Source organism: Pseudomonas sp. NPDC087615 (assembly GCF_044743445.1).
In the GTDB taxonomy this organism is placed as follows: Bacteria; Pseudomonadota; Gammaproteobacteria; order Pseudomonadales; family Pseudomonadaceae; genus Aquipseudomonas; species Aquipseudomonas baetica_A.
In genome coordinates this window covers 209,208-222,728 of sequence record NZ_JBIUWM010000002.1, presented here as the reverse complement: position 1 = coordinate 222,728, position 13,521 = coordinate 209,208, and the positions used below count along the sequence as shown (strand labels likewise).

General features: G+C 58.8%; 15 protein-coding genes. 7 read left to right on the top strand and 8 right to left on the bottom strand.

Features of this window, described 5'->3' with window-relative positions; all coding sequences use genetic code 11:
* Positions 1–19: 19 nt before the first annotated feature.
* The 4 genes from ACIOU6_RS02535 (at position 20) to ACIOU6_RS02520 (ending at position 2,244) form a co-directional block, all read left to right on the top strand.
* The gene (locus ACIOU6_RS02535) at positions 20–706 is read left to right on the top strand and encodes a spermidine synthase (protein WP_221729383.1); all 687 of its coding nucleotides are present in this window, start codon (positions 20–22) and stop codon (positions 704–706) included.
* Positions 707–755: 49 nt separating this feature from the next.
* Complete coding sequence (locus tag ACIOU6_RS02530) at positions 756–1,127, top strand: YajD family HNH nuclease (RefSeq protein ID WP_221729384.1); 372 nt, start codon at positions 756–758, stop codon at positions 1,125–1,127.
* Positions 1,128–1,314: 187 nt separating this feature from the next.
* Complete coding sequence (locus ACIOU6_RS02525) at positions 1,315–1,785, top strand: RNA methyltransferase (RefSeq protein WP_221729385.1); 471 nt, start codon at positions 1,315–1,317, stop codon at positions 1,783–1,785.
* A gap of 81 nt (positions 1,786–1,866) precedes the next feature.
* Positions 1,867–2,244: a DUF2892 domain-containing protein gene (locus ACIOU6_RS02520; protein WP_221729386.1), complete on the top strand. Its 378-nt coding sequence runs from the start codon at positions 1,867–1,869 to the stop codon at positions 2,242–2,244.
* A gap of 113 nt (positions 2,245–2,357) precedes the next feature.
* Here ACIOU6_RS02520 and ACIOU6_RS02515 read toward each other — a convergent pair whose 3' ends face one another.
* Complete coding sequence (locus ACIOU6_RS02515) at positions 2,358–3,587, bottom strand: hypothetical protein (RefSeq protein WP_401133542.1); 1,230 nt, start codon at positions 3,585–3,587, stop codon at positions 2,358–2,360.
* A 35-nt stretch (positions 3,588–3,622) separates the two neighbouring features.
* Positions 3,623–4,072: a YcgN family cysteine cluster protein gene (locus tag ACIOU6_RS02510; RefSeq protein WP_047292311.1), complete on the bottom strand. Its 450-nt coding sequence runs from the start codon at positions 4,070–4,072 to the stop codon at positions 3,623–3,625.
* Positions 4,073–4,235: 163 nt separating this feature from the next.
* Between ACIOU6_RS02510 and ACIOU6_RS02505 the strand changes: the two genes are divergently transcribed.
* Complete coding sequence (locus ACIOU6_RS02505) at positions 4,236–4,829, top strand: nitroreductase family protein (protein ID WP_221729388.1); 594 nt, start codon at positions 4,236–4,238, stop codon at positions 4,827–4,829.
* 124 nt (positions 4,830–4,953) lie between these two features.
* Here the strand turns inward: ACIOU6_RS02505 and ACIOU6_RS02500 are convergent, their stop codons facing one another.
* From ACIOU6_RS02500 to ACIOU6_RS02485, 4 genes are all read right to left on the bottom strand, one after another.
* Entirely contained in the window at positions 4,954–5,886 is a 933-nt protein-coding gene (locus ACIOU6_RS02500) for a D-2-hydroxyacid dehydrogenase (RefSeq protein ID WP_401133539.1), read from the bottom strand.
* Positions 5,887–5,991: 105 nt separating this feature from the next.
* Positions 5,992–6,285, bottom strand: a complete 294-nt coding sequence (locus ACIOU6_RS02495) for a YcgL domain-containing protein (protein WP_221729390.1) — start codon at positions 6,283–6,285, stop codon at positions 5,992–5,994.
* Complete coding sequence (gene rnd / locus ACIOU6_RS02490; RefSeq protein WP_221729391.1) at positions 6,282–7,415, bottom strand: ribonuclease D; 1,134 nt, start codon at positions 7,413–7,415, stop codon at positions 6,282–6,284. Before rnd ends, ACIOU6_RS02495 begins: the two co-directional genes overlap by 4 nt.
* 163 nt (positions 7,416–7,578) lie before the next feature.
* Complete coding sequence (locus ACIOU6_RS02485) at positions 7,579–9,228, bottom strand: phosphoethanolamine transferase (protein ID WP_401133535.1); 1,650 nt, start codon at positions 9,226–9,228, stop codon at positions 7,579–7,581.
* A gap of 336 nt (positions 9,229–9,564) precedes the next feature.
* Here ACIOU6_RS02485 and ACIOU6_RS02480 point away from each other — a divergent pair, with 336 nt between their 5' ends.
* Together ACIOU6_RS02480 and ACIOU6_RS02475 are read left to right on the top strand one after the other, a co-directional pair.
* On the top strand, positions 9,565–10,749 hold the full coding sequence (locus ACIOU6_RS02480) for a cyanate transporter (protein ID WP_401133598.1): 1,185 nt from the start codon (positions 9,565–9,567) through the stop codon (positions 10,747–10,749).
* Between the two features lie 197 nt (positions 10,750–10,946).
* The gene (locus tag ACIOU6_RS02475) at positions 10,947–11,882 is read left to right on the top strand and encodes a LysR substrate-binding domain-containing protein (protein ID WP_401133533.1); all 936 of its coding nucleotides are present in this window, start codon (positions 10,947–10,949) and stop codon (positions 11,880–11,882) included.
* Positions 11,883–11,885: 3 nt separating this feature from the next.
* Here the strand turns inward: ACIOU6_RS02475 and ACIOU6_RS02470 are convergent, their stop codons facing one another.
* Positions 11,886–12,251 carry a 5-carboxymethyl-2-hydroxymuconate Delta-isomerase gene (locus tag ACIOU6_RS02470; protein WP_221729394.1) on the bottom strand — a complete coding sequence of 122 codons (366 nt, stop codon included), beginning with the start codon at positions 12,249–12,251 and terminating at the stop codon, positions 11,886–11,888.
* A 53-nt stretch (positions 12,252–12,304) separates the two neighbouring features.
* Positions 12,305–13,513, bottom strand: coding sequence for a low temperature requirement protein A (locus tag ACIOU6_RS02465; protein WP_401133530.1), 1,209 nt, complete (start codon positions 13,511–13,513; stop codon positions 12,305–12,307).
* Positions 13,514–13,521: the final 8 nt, after the last annotated feature.

The following is a 13,521-nucleotide window of genomic DNA, read 5'->3' as shown; positions in this document are numbered from 1 at the left end:
CCCCCTTGTAGAGATTTCCATGAAACGTTTCGTTCTGCTCGACACCACGCCGATCCCTGAAAACGGCGGTGCCCTGTGCCTGTTCGAATATGGCGAGGATTTCGTCATCAAAATTCAGGGCGGCGATGGCGGGCAATTGATGAACACGCGCATGCACGGTTCAGAAGATGCGCTGGCCGAGATCCCTTGCCGCAAGGTCGCCGGCCGACCGGATTCGCGGGTGCTGATCGGCGGGCTGGGCATGGGTTTCACCCTCGCCTCGGCGCTCAAGCACTTGGGCAAGAGCGCTGAAGTGGTGGTCGCTGAACTGGTACCGGGCGTGGTCGAATGGAATCGTGGGCCGCTCGGTGAAAAATCCGGCCGCCCCCTGCTCGACCCGCGCACAGTGATCCGTCAGGACGATGTCGCCAAGGTGCTGCAAAGCGAACCCAATGGCTTCGACGCGATCATGCTCGACGTCGACAACGGCCCCGAAGGCCTGACGCAGAAGGCCAACAGTTGGCTGTACTCCGCCGCCGGGCTCAATGCGTGCGCCAAGGCCCTGCGCCCCAAAGGCGTGCTGGCCGTGTGGTCGGCCAGCGCCGATCGGCAGTTTTCCGACAAATTGAAGAAGGCCGGTTTCAAGGCTGAGGAAGTGCAGGTCTTCGCCCACGGCAACAAGGGCACCCGCCATACGATCTGGATTGCCGAGAAGCTCAAAGGCTGAGCTAAACTGCGAACATAACCGTCATCAGTCTTTCTACAAAGGTGAACCCATGAGTTCGTCCACCCCAACCAACACGTCGAAGCTGGATCGCATCCTCGCCGACAACCAGCGCGACAAGGAAATGGGCTACCGCGACAAGGCCCTGAAAATGTACCCGCACGTCTGCGGTCGCTGCACCCGTGAGTTTTCCGGCAAGCGTCTGAGCGAACTGACCGTGCATCATCGTGACCACAACCACGACAACAACCCGCAGGACGGTTCGAACTGGGAGTTGCTGTGCCTGTACTGCCACGACAACGAACACTCGCGTTACACCGACCAGCAATATTTCAGCGAAGGCTCGCTGAGCACGCCGACGATTGCCAAAGCGACGCATAACCCGTTTGCGGCGCTGGCCGGGCTGATGAAAAAAGAAGAGTAAAGATCTTCATTGGCCTGACGGGCCTCTTCGCGAGCAAGCCCCACATTGGTTTTGTGTACAACGTCGATCCAATGCGGGAGCGCGTTTGCTCGCGAAGGCGCCCGCCCAGGTACCGCCAATCCATGACCTGACCACAACCACCCAATCCCCGTATAATCGCCCTCTTTTTCCCGAAGGCTCCCCGCTCGTGGCAGACAAACGTTACAGCTGCATTGGTTTGTACAACCCCAAATCACCGGAGAACGTCGGTTCGGTGATGCGCGCCGCAGGCTGTTATGGCGTGTCGACCGTGTTCTACACCGGCAAGCGCTATGATCGCGCCGCCGACTTCGTTACCGACACCAAACGCGTGCACTACGACATCCCGCTGATCGGCATTGATGACCTGAAAAAGATCCTGCCGCTCAACTGCGTGCCCGTCGCCGTGGAACTGGTCGAAGGCGCCCGTCCGCTGCCGGAATACACCCACCCGGATCGCGCGCTCTACATCTTCGGCCCTGAAGACGGCTCGCTGGATAAAGAGATCCGCGACTGGTGCGAAGACGTCGTGTACATCCCGACCACCGGTTGCATGAACCTCGCCGCCACGGTCAACGTCGTGCTCTACGACCGCATGGCCAAGGGCCTGAACACCCGCTCCGGGCCGAAATTCCGCTAAAACGTCACACATCCGATGGAACAAGCTGTCCGCCCGCGCAGTCAGCTTGTTTATCCATTACCCAATGCCTGGAGAAAGATCATGACCGAGCTCAAACGCGTCGAACGTATCGAATCCACCCCGTTTCAGAGCCGTTCCGAACAGAACGTCGAAGGCTGGGAGCGTATCGGCTCGCTGGCCGGCGGCGTGATCATGGTCGGCAAGGGCCTGCGCCGTGGCGGCGTTTTCGGTTTGATTCAAGTAGCGATCGGCGGTGTGGCCATGGCTCGGGGGATTACCGGGCACAGTTCGGTGAAAAGCCTGTACGAGAAAAGCCGTCAGGACATGAATAACGTGCGGGCCAGGATCGAGCGTGCCGGGGAAGAGTTGAGCAAGCTGAAGGCCAATGCCGAGGCGGCGACCAGCACGGCGACGGTGACTGGCAATGATTCGGTGAAATCGCCGAAAGCCGGGGGCTGATTCAGGATTTGCTGTGAGGTTACCGGCCTCTTCGCGAGCAGGCTCGCTCCCACACTGGTTTTGTGTTCGACACAGATCAAATGTGGGAGCGAGCCTGCTCGCGAGTGGCGATGTTACTGAAGTAAAGCGCTATCAAGCACTTTGGAAGACTCGCCCAGAACACGCTCGGCCAGTTGCACAAACGCCTTGGTACTCACCGTCCCCAGATGCATCGCCCCACGCAACACGTCATCCAGCGAGCGCTTGTTGCGCGTCTTCAAGCGAATCTCGCCATCGAGCTCCTGCAACATCACCACCGCCCTTGAAACCTGCGCCGGGCTGATCTGTTCGCCGCGCAGCGTCGTGACCTTTGCGCCATCCCTGGCCAATTTCGCCTGCAAACTCTGATAGCGCTCATCGCTCATGCCGCCAGCACGGCGCACCAGTTCGATCGCGTAAAACTCGGCAAAACCCTCGCTGATCCAGTCGCTGCGCTGCTCGTCATTGATTCGTGCGAACACCTGAGCCAACTCACGCACCAGCGCGCTGCTGCCACTCTCACTGACCAACGGCAAACGCGTGTTGAGATAGATCGACTCGTGCGCGCCCAGGCTGCCGCGCCACATCGGATCGCTGGCGCCGACGACCAACAGTTTGGCCGGATGGCGCGGATACAGCGCCTGCACTTGCGGCCAGACAAACGTCAGCAACGTCAGCACGTCCATCCGGCGCATCCCCTGCCCTTGCGGCGAGGCCACGGTGACTTCGGTTTCACCCAACCGGGTGCGACGGCTGCCGAGGTGGCCGGCCAGCATCCAACCGGTCGGGCGGTCGAACAAGCGTGATGGATTGTCGATGCGGAATTTGTTCTTGCCGATGCGTGGCCAGGCGGTTTCGATGCTTTTCCAGCCGTCGGGCAATTCAAATTGAAGGCGCGAGACCAGTTCGGTGCCGTCCTGTTGATCCAGCTTGGCCGGCGGCACCAAATCGTCACCGCGCATCAATGCCCAAGTTGACGTCATGCGAGTGTCGAAGCTGCCGTTCTTGCGGCCGTGGCTGATGCGCACGCGATAGGTCAGGCTGGCCTTTTCGCTCGTCGGACGCCAGACTCCGCGCGCCTGCTTGCCCGGCGTCAGTTGCCATTGGCCATCGGCCTTGAAGTCGCTGTAATGGCTGCCGTCGCCGAGGTCGAAATCGAGGCTGCGCACAACAGCGCCCTTGGCCAGGGTCAAACGCACCTCAGCCTGATCGCTTTTTGGCAACAAGCGAACGTGATAATCCAGGTCGACTTTCTTCGCCGCCCACACCGGCGCGCTCAACGCCAGCAGCCCGGCGATCAACGCCCGCCGCATTCCCACAGCCATACACACTCCTTGTTGAAACTTGAATCCGTGGACGCTTAGCCGGCCCGAAAAATCAGATGATCTTCCCAGTCGTCTTCCGGCACGCTGCCTTCGGCGAGCATGCGCCCGGATTGGGAAATCCGCTCGTGGTGCACCGCATCGCGATCACCGCACACCAGGTGATGCCATAACGGCAGATCCTTGCCCTCGCTGACCAGCCGATAACCGCAGGTCGGCGGCAACCATTTGAACGCTTCGGCCTGCCCCGGCGTGAGCTGGATGCAGTCCGGGACAAACTTGATGCGATTCGGATAATCGCTGCACTGGCAGGTTTTCAGATCCAGCAGTTTGCAGGCGATGCGCGTGTAATAGACGCTGTTGTCTTCCTCATCCTCAAGCTTTTGCAGGCAGCACAGGCCACAGCCGTCGCACAGCGATTCCCATTCCTCGTGATCCAGTTGATCGAGGGTTTTGCGTTTCCAGAACGGTTCGACTTTGGCGGCCATGGCTCAAGCATCAACATCAGGTGGTGAAAAGGCCGCCAGTCTAGTGCCAGCGGGCTTGCGGGCCAAGCGCTGGCGACTGTCGGTAAAACGCGCTTGTCAGCCCAAGCGCCGCCCAGTAGGGTTTTGCCTCGCTTCTTTTAAAAACGTAGCCAGGAATTTCTTGATGAGTGCCAACCCTCGCGTTGCCGATTACGCCATTCACCCGCAATTCACCGATCGCTGGTCGCCCCGCGCCTTTACCGGCGAAGCGATCCCGGAAGAAACCCTGCTGAGCTTTTTCGAAGCCGCACGCTGGGCGCCGTCGGCCTACAACTCGCAGCCATGGCGTTTTCTCTACGCGCGCCGCGATACACCGAACTGGGAGCGCTATCTGGGCCTGCTCAACGAATTCAACCGCAGTTGGGCGCAACATGCCTCGGCGCTGGTGATCGTCATGTCCAAAACCACCTTCACCGCCCCAGGCGCGACTGAAGAAACCCCGGCACTGTGGAGCACTTTCGATACGGGCTCGGCGTGGGGCCATCTGGCGCTGCAAGCGAGCATCAGCGGTTGGCACACCCATGGCATGGCCGGTTTTGATCAGGAACTGACCCGCCAGGAGCTGAACATTCCAGAAGGTTACGCACTGCACGCCGCCGTGGCGGTGGGCAAGCTGGGGGACAAGGCGACCCTGGCCGATTACCTGCAAGCACGCGAGGAGCCTAGCCCACGTCGTCCGCTGAGCGAACTGGCGGCTGAAGGTGACTTCACCCTCTAAGCGGCAACACAAAAAAACAGTGGGAGCAGGCTAGCTCGCGAAGAGGGCGTGTCAGTCAACGTTTCTGGTGACTGAAACACCGCTTTCTCGAGCAGGCCCGCTCCCACTATTGGATCGGGGAAACTCAATAGCCGCGGTTGAAATCCACTTCCCCGCGCAACGCCTCACCGGCCTGATACGCCCGCAGGTTGTCGACAAACAACTGCACCATCAACGCTGGTGAAGTCGGCGCCGAGCTGTGGCCGGTCAGCAACAAGCCCCACGCCGTCCAGAATGGATGACGTTGCGGCAACGGCTCCTGCCGGCAGACGTCGACCACCGCGCCCGCCAGATGCCCTTCCTTCAGGGCCTCCACCAGATCCGCATCGACCACCGCGACACCGCGCCCGGCATTGATGAACAACCCGGTCGATTTGAATTGCTTGAACAGCGCCGCGTCGTAGATATCGTGGGTGTGTTCGGTGTTGGGCAACAGGTTGACCACGTAATCCACTTCGCCTACCAGCCGTGGCAAATCGGCCATCGAGCCCACTTCGACAAACGGCGCCTGCTCTCGGGCGCTGCTGGCAATACCGTACAACTCGACGCCAAACGGCCGCAGGAACTGCGCCACGCTCAGGCCGATGTCGCCGGTGCCGACGATCAGCACCTTGCGTCCGACCAGACTCTGGCCCGTGCGGTTGTCCCACTTGCGCTCGACCTGGCTGACCAGACGCGCCAACACTTCGCGTTCGTGGCCGAGCATGTAAGTCAGCACGTATTCGGCCATCACCTGACCAAAAATTCCCACCGCGCGGGTCAAGCGGTAATCGCGGCGCAAGCCATCAGCCAGCAGTGGCGTGATACCGGCCCAGGTCGATTGCAGCCATTGGGGTTGATGGCCCTGACGCAACAGGGTCGCTAGCAGATCCGGCTGCCCCAGCCAAACCGGACAATCGGTGGCCTGACGAGCCAGTTCAGCGGAGTCGCCGCTGGTCAGTACTTCGAGCTCCGGCGCTGCCTGACGCAGCAGCCGGGCGTATATCGCGTGGTCGTGTTCAGCAATCAGAACGCGCATCTTCAAACCTTTCGCAAACCGTGCAGACAACCGCCGTATTTCGGGCGGTCATCGCGGTAAAAACAGTTCCAGGGTTACCAGAGGCCCAGAACAGGGCCCCGCCAATCAGATCGGGTCGTTGCGTCGCAGCAACTCTTCAGGCAAGTGTTCGATGTACTCATCCTCAGCCGGCGGCATTTGCAAGTGATAGCCCTGCTTTTCGAGGTTTTCCAGGACCACAACGATGTCTTCGCTGGCCAGTTTGCGCTCGGGTGACAGCACCAGATCGAAAGCATGTTTGGCTTTGCCGAAGGCCAGCATCAGCGCTTCGGGCACTTGTTCAAGTGCATCGCTTTTGAGTACATAAAGGTACATGCCGCTGCGCTTGGAGCTTTGGTAAATGGAGCAAATACGTTTCAAGGCTGTTCTCCGGCGGTGGCCAGGCTGTCGAGCAGCTTCTGACCCATGAGTTCGCGGCGCCAGCCACGCAGCGACTCAGGTAATTGGTAAGGGCCCTCGGGGAAACCGCTCTTGAGCAGTGCTTCGAGGGTTTTCTTGCGCAGCATCAGTTCTGGCGCGATGTTCAGGCGTTCAGCTTCGGCCTGACCGAGCGCGCGCAATTGCTTGATCAACGTAGCCGCTTCGATCGGCAACGGTTCCGGCACCGCAGGCGGCCATTGATCGGGGCCCACACTGCCAGAGCGCTTGATCAGATCAAGTAGAAATTCGCCGTCCTGACGCACGGTACGCGGGTGCATGTCTTCGATCTTGCCCAGCGCACTCAAAGAGTCCGGTTGCGTACGGGCCAGCGGCCACAGCGAATGCTCACGCACAACGCGGTTGCGCGGCAGGTCTCGGGCGCGGGCTTCGCGCTCGCGCCAGGCACACAGTTCACGCAGCACGGCCAGTTGCGCGCGGGACAGTTTCCACGCCAGTTTGGCCTCGCGATACACCTCGTATGGATCGGTTTCCCGACGCAGGTTGGCAACCAGCTCGGCGCCGTCCTCCAGAACCCAGTTGAATTTGTCGTCAGACAGTTTCGGACGCAGCTGGACGAAAACCTCCGCCAGATGCACGGCATCTTCGGCGGCATAGCTGATTTGTGTCTCGGACAACGGTCGCTGCAACCAATCGGAGCGGGTTTCACCTTTGGGCAGTTCGATGCCGAGCACGGCCTGCACGAGCCGCGAGTAGCCCATCGAGAAACCGAGGTTCAAGTAAGCCGCGGCCAGTTGGGTATCGAACAGCGGCGCCGGCATGCTGCCGGTCAGGCGCAACAGGACTTCGAGGTCTTCGCTGCACGCGTGCAAAACCTTGAGTACCGCCGGATTTTCCAGTAACGCGGCCAGCGGTTGCCAGGCGTTGATGGTCAGCGGATCAATCAGGTAGGCGCGTTTGCCGTCACCCACCTGCAACAGGCCGGCAATCGGGTAGAAGGTGTCGACCCGCATGAATTCGGTGTCGAGGGCCACGAAAGGCAGTTGCTGCCACTCGGCGCAAAATTGCGCGAGGCTTTCGTTGTCGCGAATCCAGTGAATATCGATGGCCACACGGCTCTCCCTTGAAGAATGGCGCGCAGTATATATCGCCACTGGCGATTTACGCGCCTGCGAAGGACAAGAGCTGTAACGAAATGTCCTGCCAAACAGCAAGAATAGTCTGATAGAGGAAGCAGGCAGGCCCGTCGTATCAGGACAACGGGCCCGAAACTGCTCAGTCCTTGGCCAACACGCCATCAATCCCTGCGCCACGGCAACCGGCAAACATGTCCAGGCCCGGCTGATAAACCTTGCTGCGTACTTCAAGCAAGCCGAGCATCGAGTGAAACAGGTTGTCCTGACTCAACGGTTTGTCTCGGTTCATTTGCAGGCAGTGAGTATCGACCGAATAAGCCTTCTGATAACTGTCAGAGAACCACGCCAGCATCGCCACATGTTTCTGTTGCTCCGGCGCCAGCATGTAAGGCGTGCCGTGCAGGAACAAATTGTATTCGCCCAATGACTCGCCGTGATCCGACAGGTACAACATGGCGGTATCAACCTTGTCCTGATTGGCGCGCAGTACATCGATCAGGCTCGACAACACATGGTCGGTGTAAACCAGCGTGTTGTCGTAACCATTGACGATACTTTCTCGGCTGCAATTGTTCAGCGCGTTACTTTCACAGACGGGTGTGAAGTGTTCGTACTCCTTCGGATAGCGCTTGAAGTATTCCGGGCCATGACTGCCCATCTGATGCAGAACCAACACAGTGTCCTTGTCCAGATGATCGATAAAGCCTTGCAGACCTTGCAGCAGGATTTCATCACGGCATTCGCTGTTGGCGCACAGCGCCGGGTCTTTGAGGTTGCTGACATCCTGCAGCGTGACCCGATCGCAAGTGCCTTTGCAGCCAGACTGGTTATCGCGCCAGATCACGTCGATACCGGCACGCTTGAGCACGTCGAGCAGGCCTTCTTCGTTCTTGGCCTTGCTGGCGTCGTAATCCTTGCGGTCCATGTTGGAAAACATGCACGGCACCGAGACCGCCGTTTCAGTGCCGCAGGAATGTACGTCGGTGAACGCGATCAGCCCGGCTTCCTTGTCCAGTTTTGGCGTGGTGTCACGGTTATAACCCAGGATGCCGAAGTTCTGCGCCCGGGCACTTTCCCCCACGACCAGCACGGTCAGGGATTTGCGTGGCTGTACTTTCAAGTCCGGATTGCGTTGGGCGTCCTCGCCGATCTTGACGAACGGCTGGTGCGCCGAGGCTACTTGCTCACGCAGGTAACCGGCTGACGCGCCAATGTAGTTGCTCGGCACCAGCATCAAGTGCAATTCATGATGATTGCGAAACAGCGAGGAAAGCCCCTGATAGTTGGCCAGTGCAACCCCACCGATCACGGCAGCCGATACGAAACTGACAATAACTTTGCTGAACAACTCGCGATGCCAGCGACGATAGTTGACCGGCACTTTCCACAACAACCAGGAAGGCAACACACCAAGAAACAGCAAGTAAGCAAACAACTTCAACGACAGCAGATCACGAACTTCCGTGGCATTGGTTTCGGCGAAGTTACGAAGCATACCCGCATCAATCATGACGCCATACTGACTCATGAAATAAGCCACACCGGCACTGATCAAGAACATCAGTGTCAGAATCGGCTTAAGCAGCGGACGAAAGGCGAGAAAGGTCAGCACGATGTTGAACGCGGCAAGGATCATCACGCCGAAAGCCACGCGCATGGCAACGCCGTTGCCATCTGCGGCTGTGATCTCGACCAGGTGCTGCCAGAGCACAAAATTGAAACCGATCAACAGAAAGGCACTGGCAATCAACGTCACCCACTCCGGGCGCACGGAATCTAACTTCAACATAGTGGTGGGTTATTCCTGAAAAGAAGAGCCCCGGTTAATTGTGAAAAATTCATTAACCAAGGCCTGCCAAACTGTAGACAGGCAACCATCAATTTTTCGTGAAAAAGACGCCAACGAATAGTTAGGGCTTGGTAATAAGTCAACATCCGTAAAGTATTTGAGAGTGGTTCAGATTTGCTTCTGTTCTTTGCTCGCCCCCCCCCCTGTGGGCGCGAGCAAGCCCACGGAGGGGGATTCGCGGTTATCGAATATTTAAATACAGCAGCGGATTTTCTGGTTTGCCCGCACCGAGTGGCCACGCGCCTAATCCTCAGCCCTGATATCAAAGGCCTGACGATGGAACACATCCGCACCACCTCCCGCCCCGCCGTCGGGCTAATGCTCGCGATCATTCTGGTCGCCCTCAATCTGCGACCGTCGATGGCAGCCGTCGGGCCACTGCTTTCGGCGATTCGCGGCGACATCCCGTTGAGCTTCAGCCTCGCGTCGTTGCTGACCATGTTGCCGGTGATGACCATGGGAATGGCGATGTTTTTCGGTATCGGTATCAGTCAGCGCCTGGGTGAACAGCGCACGGTGCTGCTGTCGCTGCTGATCATTGCTCTGGCGACGCTGTCACGGCTGTTTATCGACTCGGCTGGCGACCTGATTGTCAGCGCCATGTTGGCGGGCATCGGCATCGCGCTGATTCAGGCGTTGATGCCGGCGCTGATCAAATCGCGCTTCGCCGACAACGTGGCGCTGTGCATGGGCTTGTATGTCACCTCGATCATGGGCGGCGCGGCGATTGCGGCCTCATTCGCGCCACTGGTGAGGGTACAAACCGGTAGCTGGCGCCTGGGCTTGGCCATTTGGGCGGCGCTGGCGCTGCTGGCGTTCGTGTTCTGGTGGTCGCAACGCAGGTCACTGCCAAACACCATGACGGGGGCGGCGAGAAACGAATCGTTTTTCTCCAATGCTCGCGCCTGGTTACTCGCAATCTTCTTCGGTCTGGGAACAGCGTCCTACACCTGTGTACTCGCTTGGCTGGCACCGTACTACGTGGAAAAAGGCTGGAGCGAACAAAACGCAGGGCTGTTGTTAGGTTTTCTGACGGCCATGGAGGTCATTTCCGGACTCATAGTCCCGGCTATCGCTAATCGCAGCCGTGATCGGCGCGTGGTACTGATGGCGCTGCTCGGCCTGATCATCGCCGGTTTCTGCGGGCTGATCCTCATCCCGCAACACCTCAGCCTGCTGTGGCCGTGCCTGTTGGGCCTGGGCATTGGCGGGTTGTTTCCGATGAGTCTGATCGTCGCCCTCGACCACCTCGACAACCCGCAGCGCGCCGGTGGCCTCACCGCATTCGTGCAAGGCATTGGTTATCTGATTGCCGGCCTCTCACCATTACTGGCCGGGATGGTCCGCGATCAACTGGGCAGCTTCGAATGGGCCTGGGGGGCGCTGACGGCCATGATGGTGGTCATGCTGCTGATGGTGTTGCGTTTCGATCCCCGGCATTACCAACGACATATCCGGTGACCGCAAGCACGCAGTAACTGAAGGCTTCTGGCCATGTTTTAGCGCTTTGTCGGACGACGTCGTGTTGCTAAAACTTTCTGTCCCACAACTGTCCGTGAAATATCCTACAGGGCTTTCTCCTGGCACCATCGTTCCGCTAGGATCGTTCGCACACGTTTGCGCGGATTCAGCGCAAGGAGCACAGCGAGACAGAACGGATGCTGAACAGTAACTTGCTTCGAAAGCTCGACATGCAGGATCTCATGGTGTTTATCGCCGTGTATGAGCAGAACAGCGTCACCGATGTATCGGAAACGCTGTTTGTCAGCCAGTCCACCGTCAGTTATTGCCTGAAAAAACTGCGCACCAGTTTCGAAGACGAACTGTTCATCAACACACGCACCGGCATGCGTCCGACCTACAAGGCCTGCACCATGTACGGCCATGTACAGAAGATTCTCGAGAGCATCAATCTTTGCCACGCCGGCGCCCCGGTGTTTGATCCTACCCAGCAAGCGGTCACTTTCAACATCTGTGCCCCGGAATACTTCGAACAACTGATCCTGCCGCGTTTATTGAAGCGCTTCGACTTCAATGATTTGCCGGTGATGGTCAACATGCACAAGTTTGAAACCGATGTGCCAGCGGATGAGCTACGCGACGGCAGCCTCGATCTTGTGATCAGCTTCGGCCCCAACTTCCACCGCAACCACGCTGACCTGAAGTCTCGGATGCTGCTGGAAGATGATTTGGTCTGCGTCTTCGACAAGCGCGCCACGCCACTGGAACCGCGCCTGAGCTTGCAAGCCTTCACCCAACGCCGGCATGTGTTCCCGACACCCTGGACCTCCACCACCAACATGGTCGATGGCTGGCTCGCGCGACAGGCCCAGAAACGCCAGATTGTGGCGCGCTCGAACAGCTACAGTGCCGCGTTGAAATTGATCACCGGCACCGACTTCATCCTCACCCTGCCCCGACGCATTCAGCGTTTACTGACCAACGAAGCCGTGTTTAACCACTGTGAGGCGCCCAACGGCTTGCCGGGGTTCACGCTCGACATGCAGTGGAGCCAGAACGTCGATCAGGACAGCGCCAACGTCTGGCTCCGCGAGCAGATAATCCAGGTATGCAGCGAGCTGGATGCGGCCTGACGCTTACATGCCAATGGCGGTTTTGCTGTAGCAATCACGGTCGATATCAAGCAGTTCAACGCACAACTGCACCTCAATGTCGGCAGGCCATTCGCAAAGTTCTTGCAACACCGTCAGCAGGCTTTGCGACAGCTGTTTCTTGATCTCCGGCGAACGGCCGCTGAGCAGGGCCAGTTTCACATGCACGAAAGCACGCTGGCCCATGGTGGTGCCAACCTTGAAGGTTTCCACTTTCACCGCACGGCTCTTGATATCGAACTCTGCCGCGAACTGACCGGAACCCACCAAGGTGTTGTTGAGCCGGATCAACGCGACATCAGCGTTCAGTTGCGGCAGGTTGGCGGTGTATTCCATGTGCAGGTGTGGCATCGGGATGCTCCAGTCGGGCGGCAGAAAGGCCGTACATATAACACAGCTGCGCCCTACTCCCTTGAGGCTTTTTCTGACACCACGGGTGACGATGTCTGACGTAGCGCCAAGGTTTCCCAGACAGCGACCACGATCACGATCGTCGTGGTCAGCGCGCCCAGTTGCAACGCTGAAAACCAGTGATTCAACGCCAATGGGAAGGACAGCATCAGCAGAACCAGCCCGGCCAGATGCGATAAGGGTGGCAGCAGCCGGTCGGCCATGACCCATTTGAACAGCGCATTGCCGAGCAAAAACAACCACGGTCCGGCAATGATGGCGAGGATGCCAGCGTCACTGGCGTGATCCGGGTGCACCAGCACCAGCTCATCGGCCACGGCACTGACGATCACCCCGGCAACGATCAGCACATGCAGATAGGTGTAAGCGATCCGCGCCTGGCGCCCAGGATCAGTGGAATGAGCGATGCGATGGTGCGCGCGTTCGGCGCCGCTGTCGAAATACACCCACCACATGGCGATGCTGCCCAGCACCGAGACGAGAAAGGCGAGCAATCCGCCAGCACTCAGCGGTAAATCGGCAAACGTCGCGCCGGTCACCAGCAACGACTCACCCAGGGCAATGATCACAAACAAGCCACAGCGCTCGGCCATGTGATTGCCTTCGACGTTCCAGTCGCTCAGCGACGAACGCCCAAGGCCCGGTACCCAGAAATACAGCGACGGCGAAATCAGCTCGATCAACAAAGCCGCCGACCAGCACCACAGGCGTTGCTCTGCCTCGACAAACGCCCCGGCCATCCAGAAAACCCCGGACAGCATCAGCCAGACGAGGATGCGCTGAAAGTTGCGGGTCATGCTCAGCGATTCGCCGCGCACCGCCCAAATGGCAAACAACGTGCGCCCGACCTGCATGAACACAAACGCTGCAGCGAACATCAAGCCGCGTTCGGTGAATGCCTTGGGAATGGCCGATGAGAGCAACAAACCGGCAATCATCAAGCCAAACAACCCGATACGGATCGGTAGTTTTTCCGGGTCGAGCCAATTGGTGATCCAGGACGTGAAGATCCACACCCACCACACTGCGACCATCAGCAACGCTACCTGCACCGCGCCGAGAATCGATAAATGGGCGAGCAAGGAATGCGACAACTGAGTGACGGCGAACACGAACACCAGATCGAAAAACAGCTCGACCATGCCAACCTTGCCACTGTCGAGACTGCCGCGCCCACGCAACAACGAACGGGTGATGCTCATGGCACAGG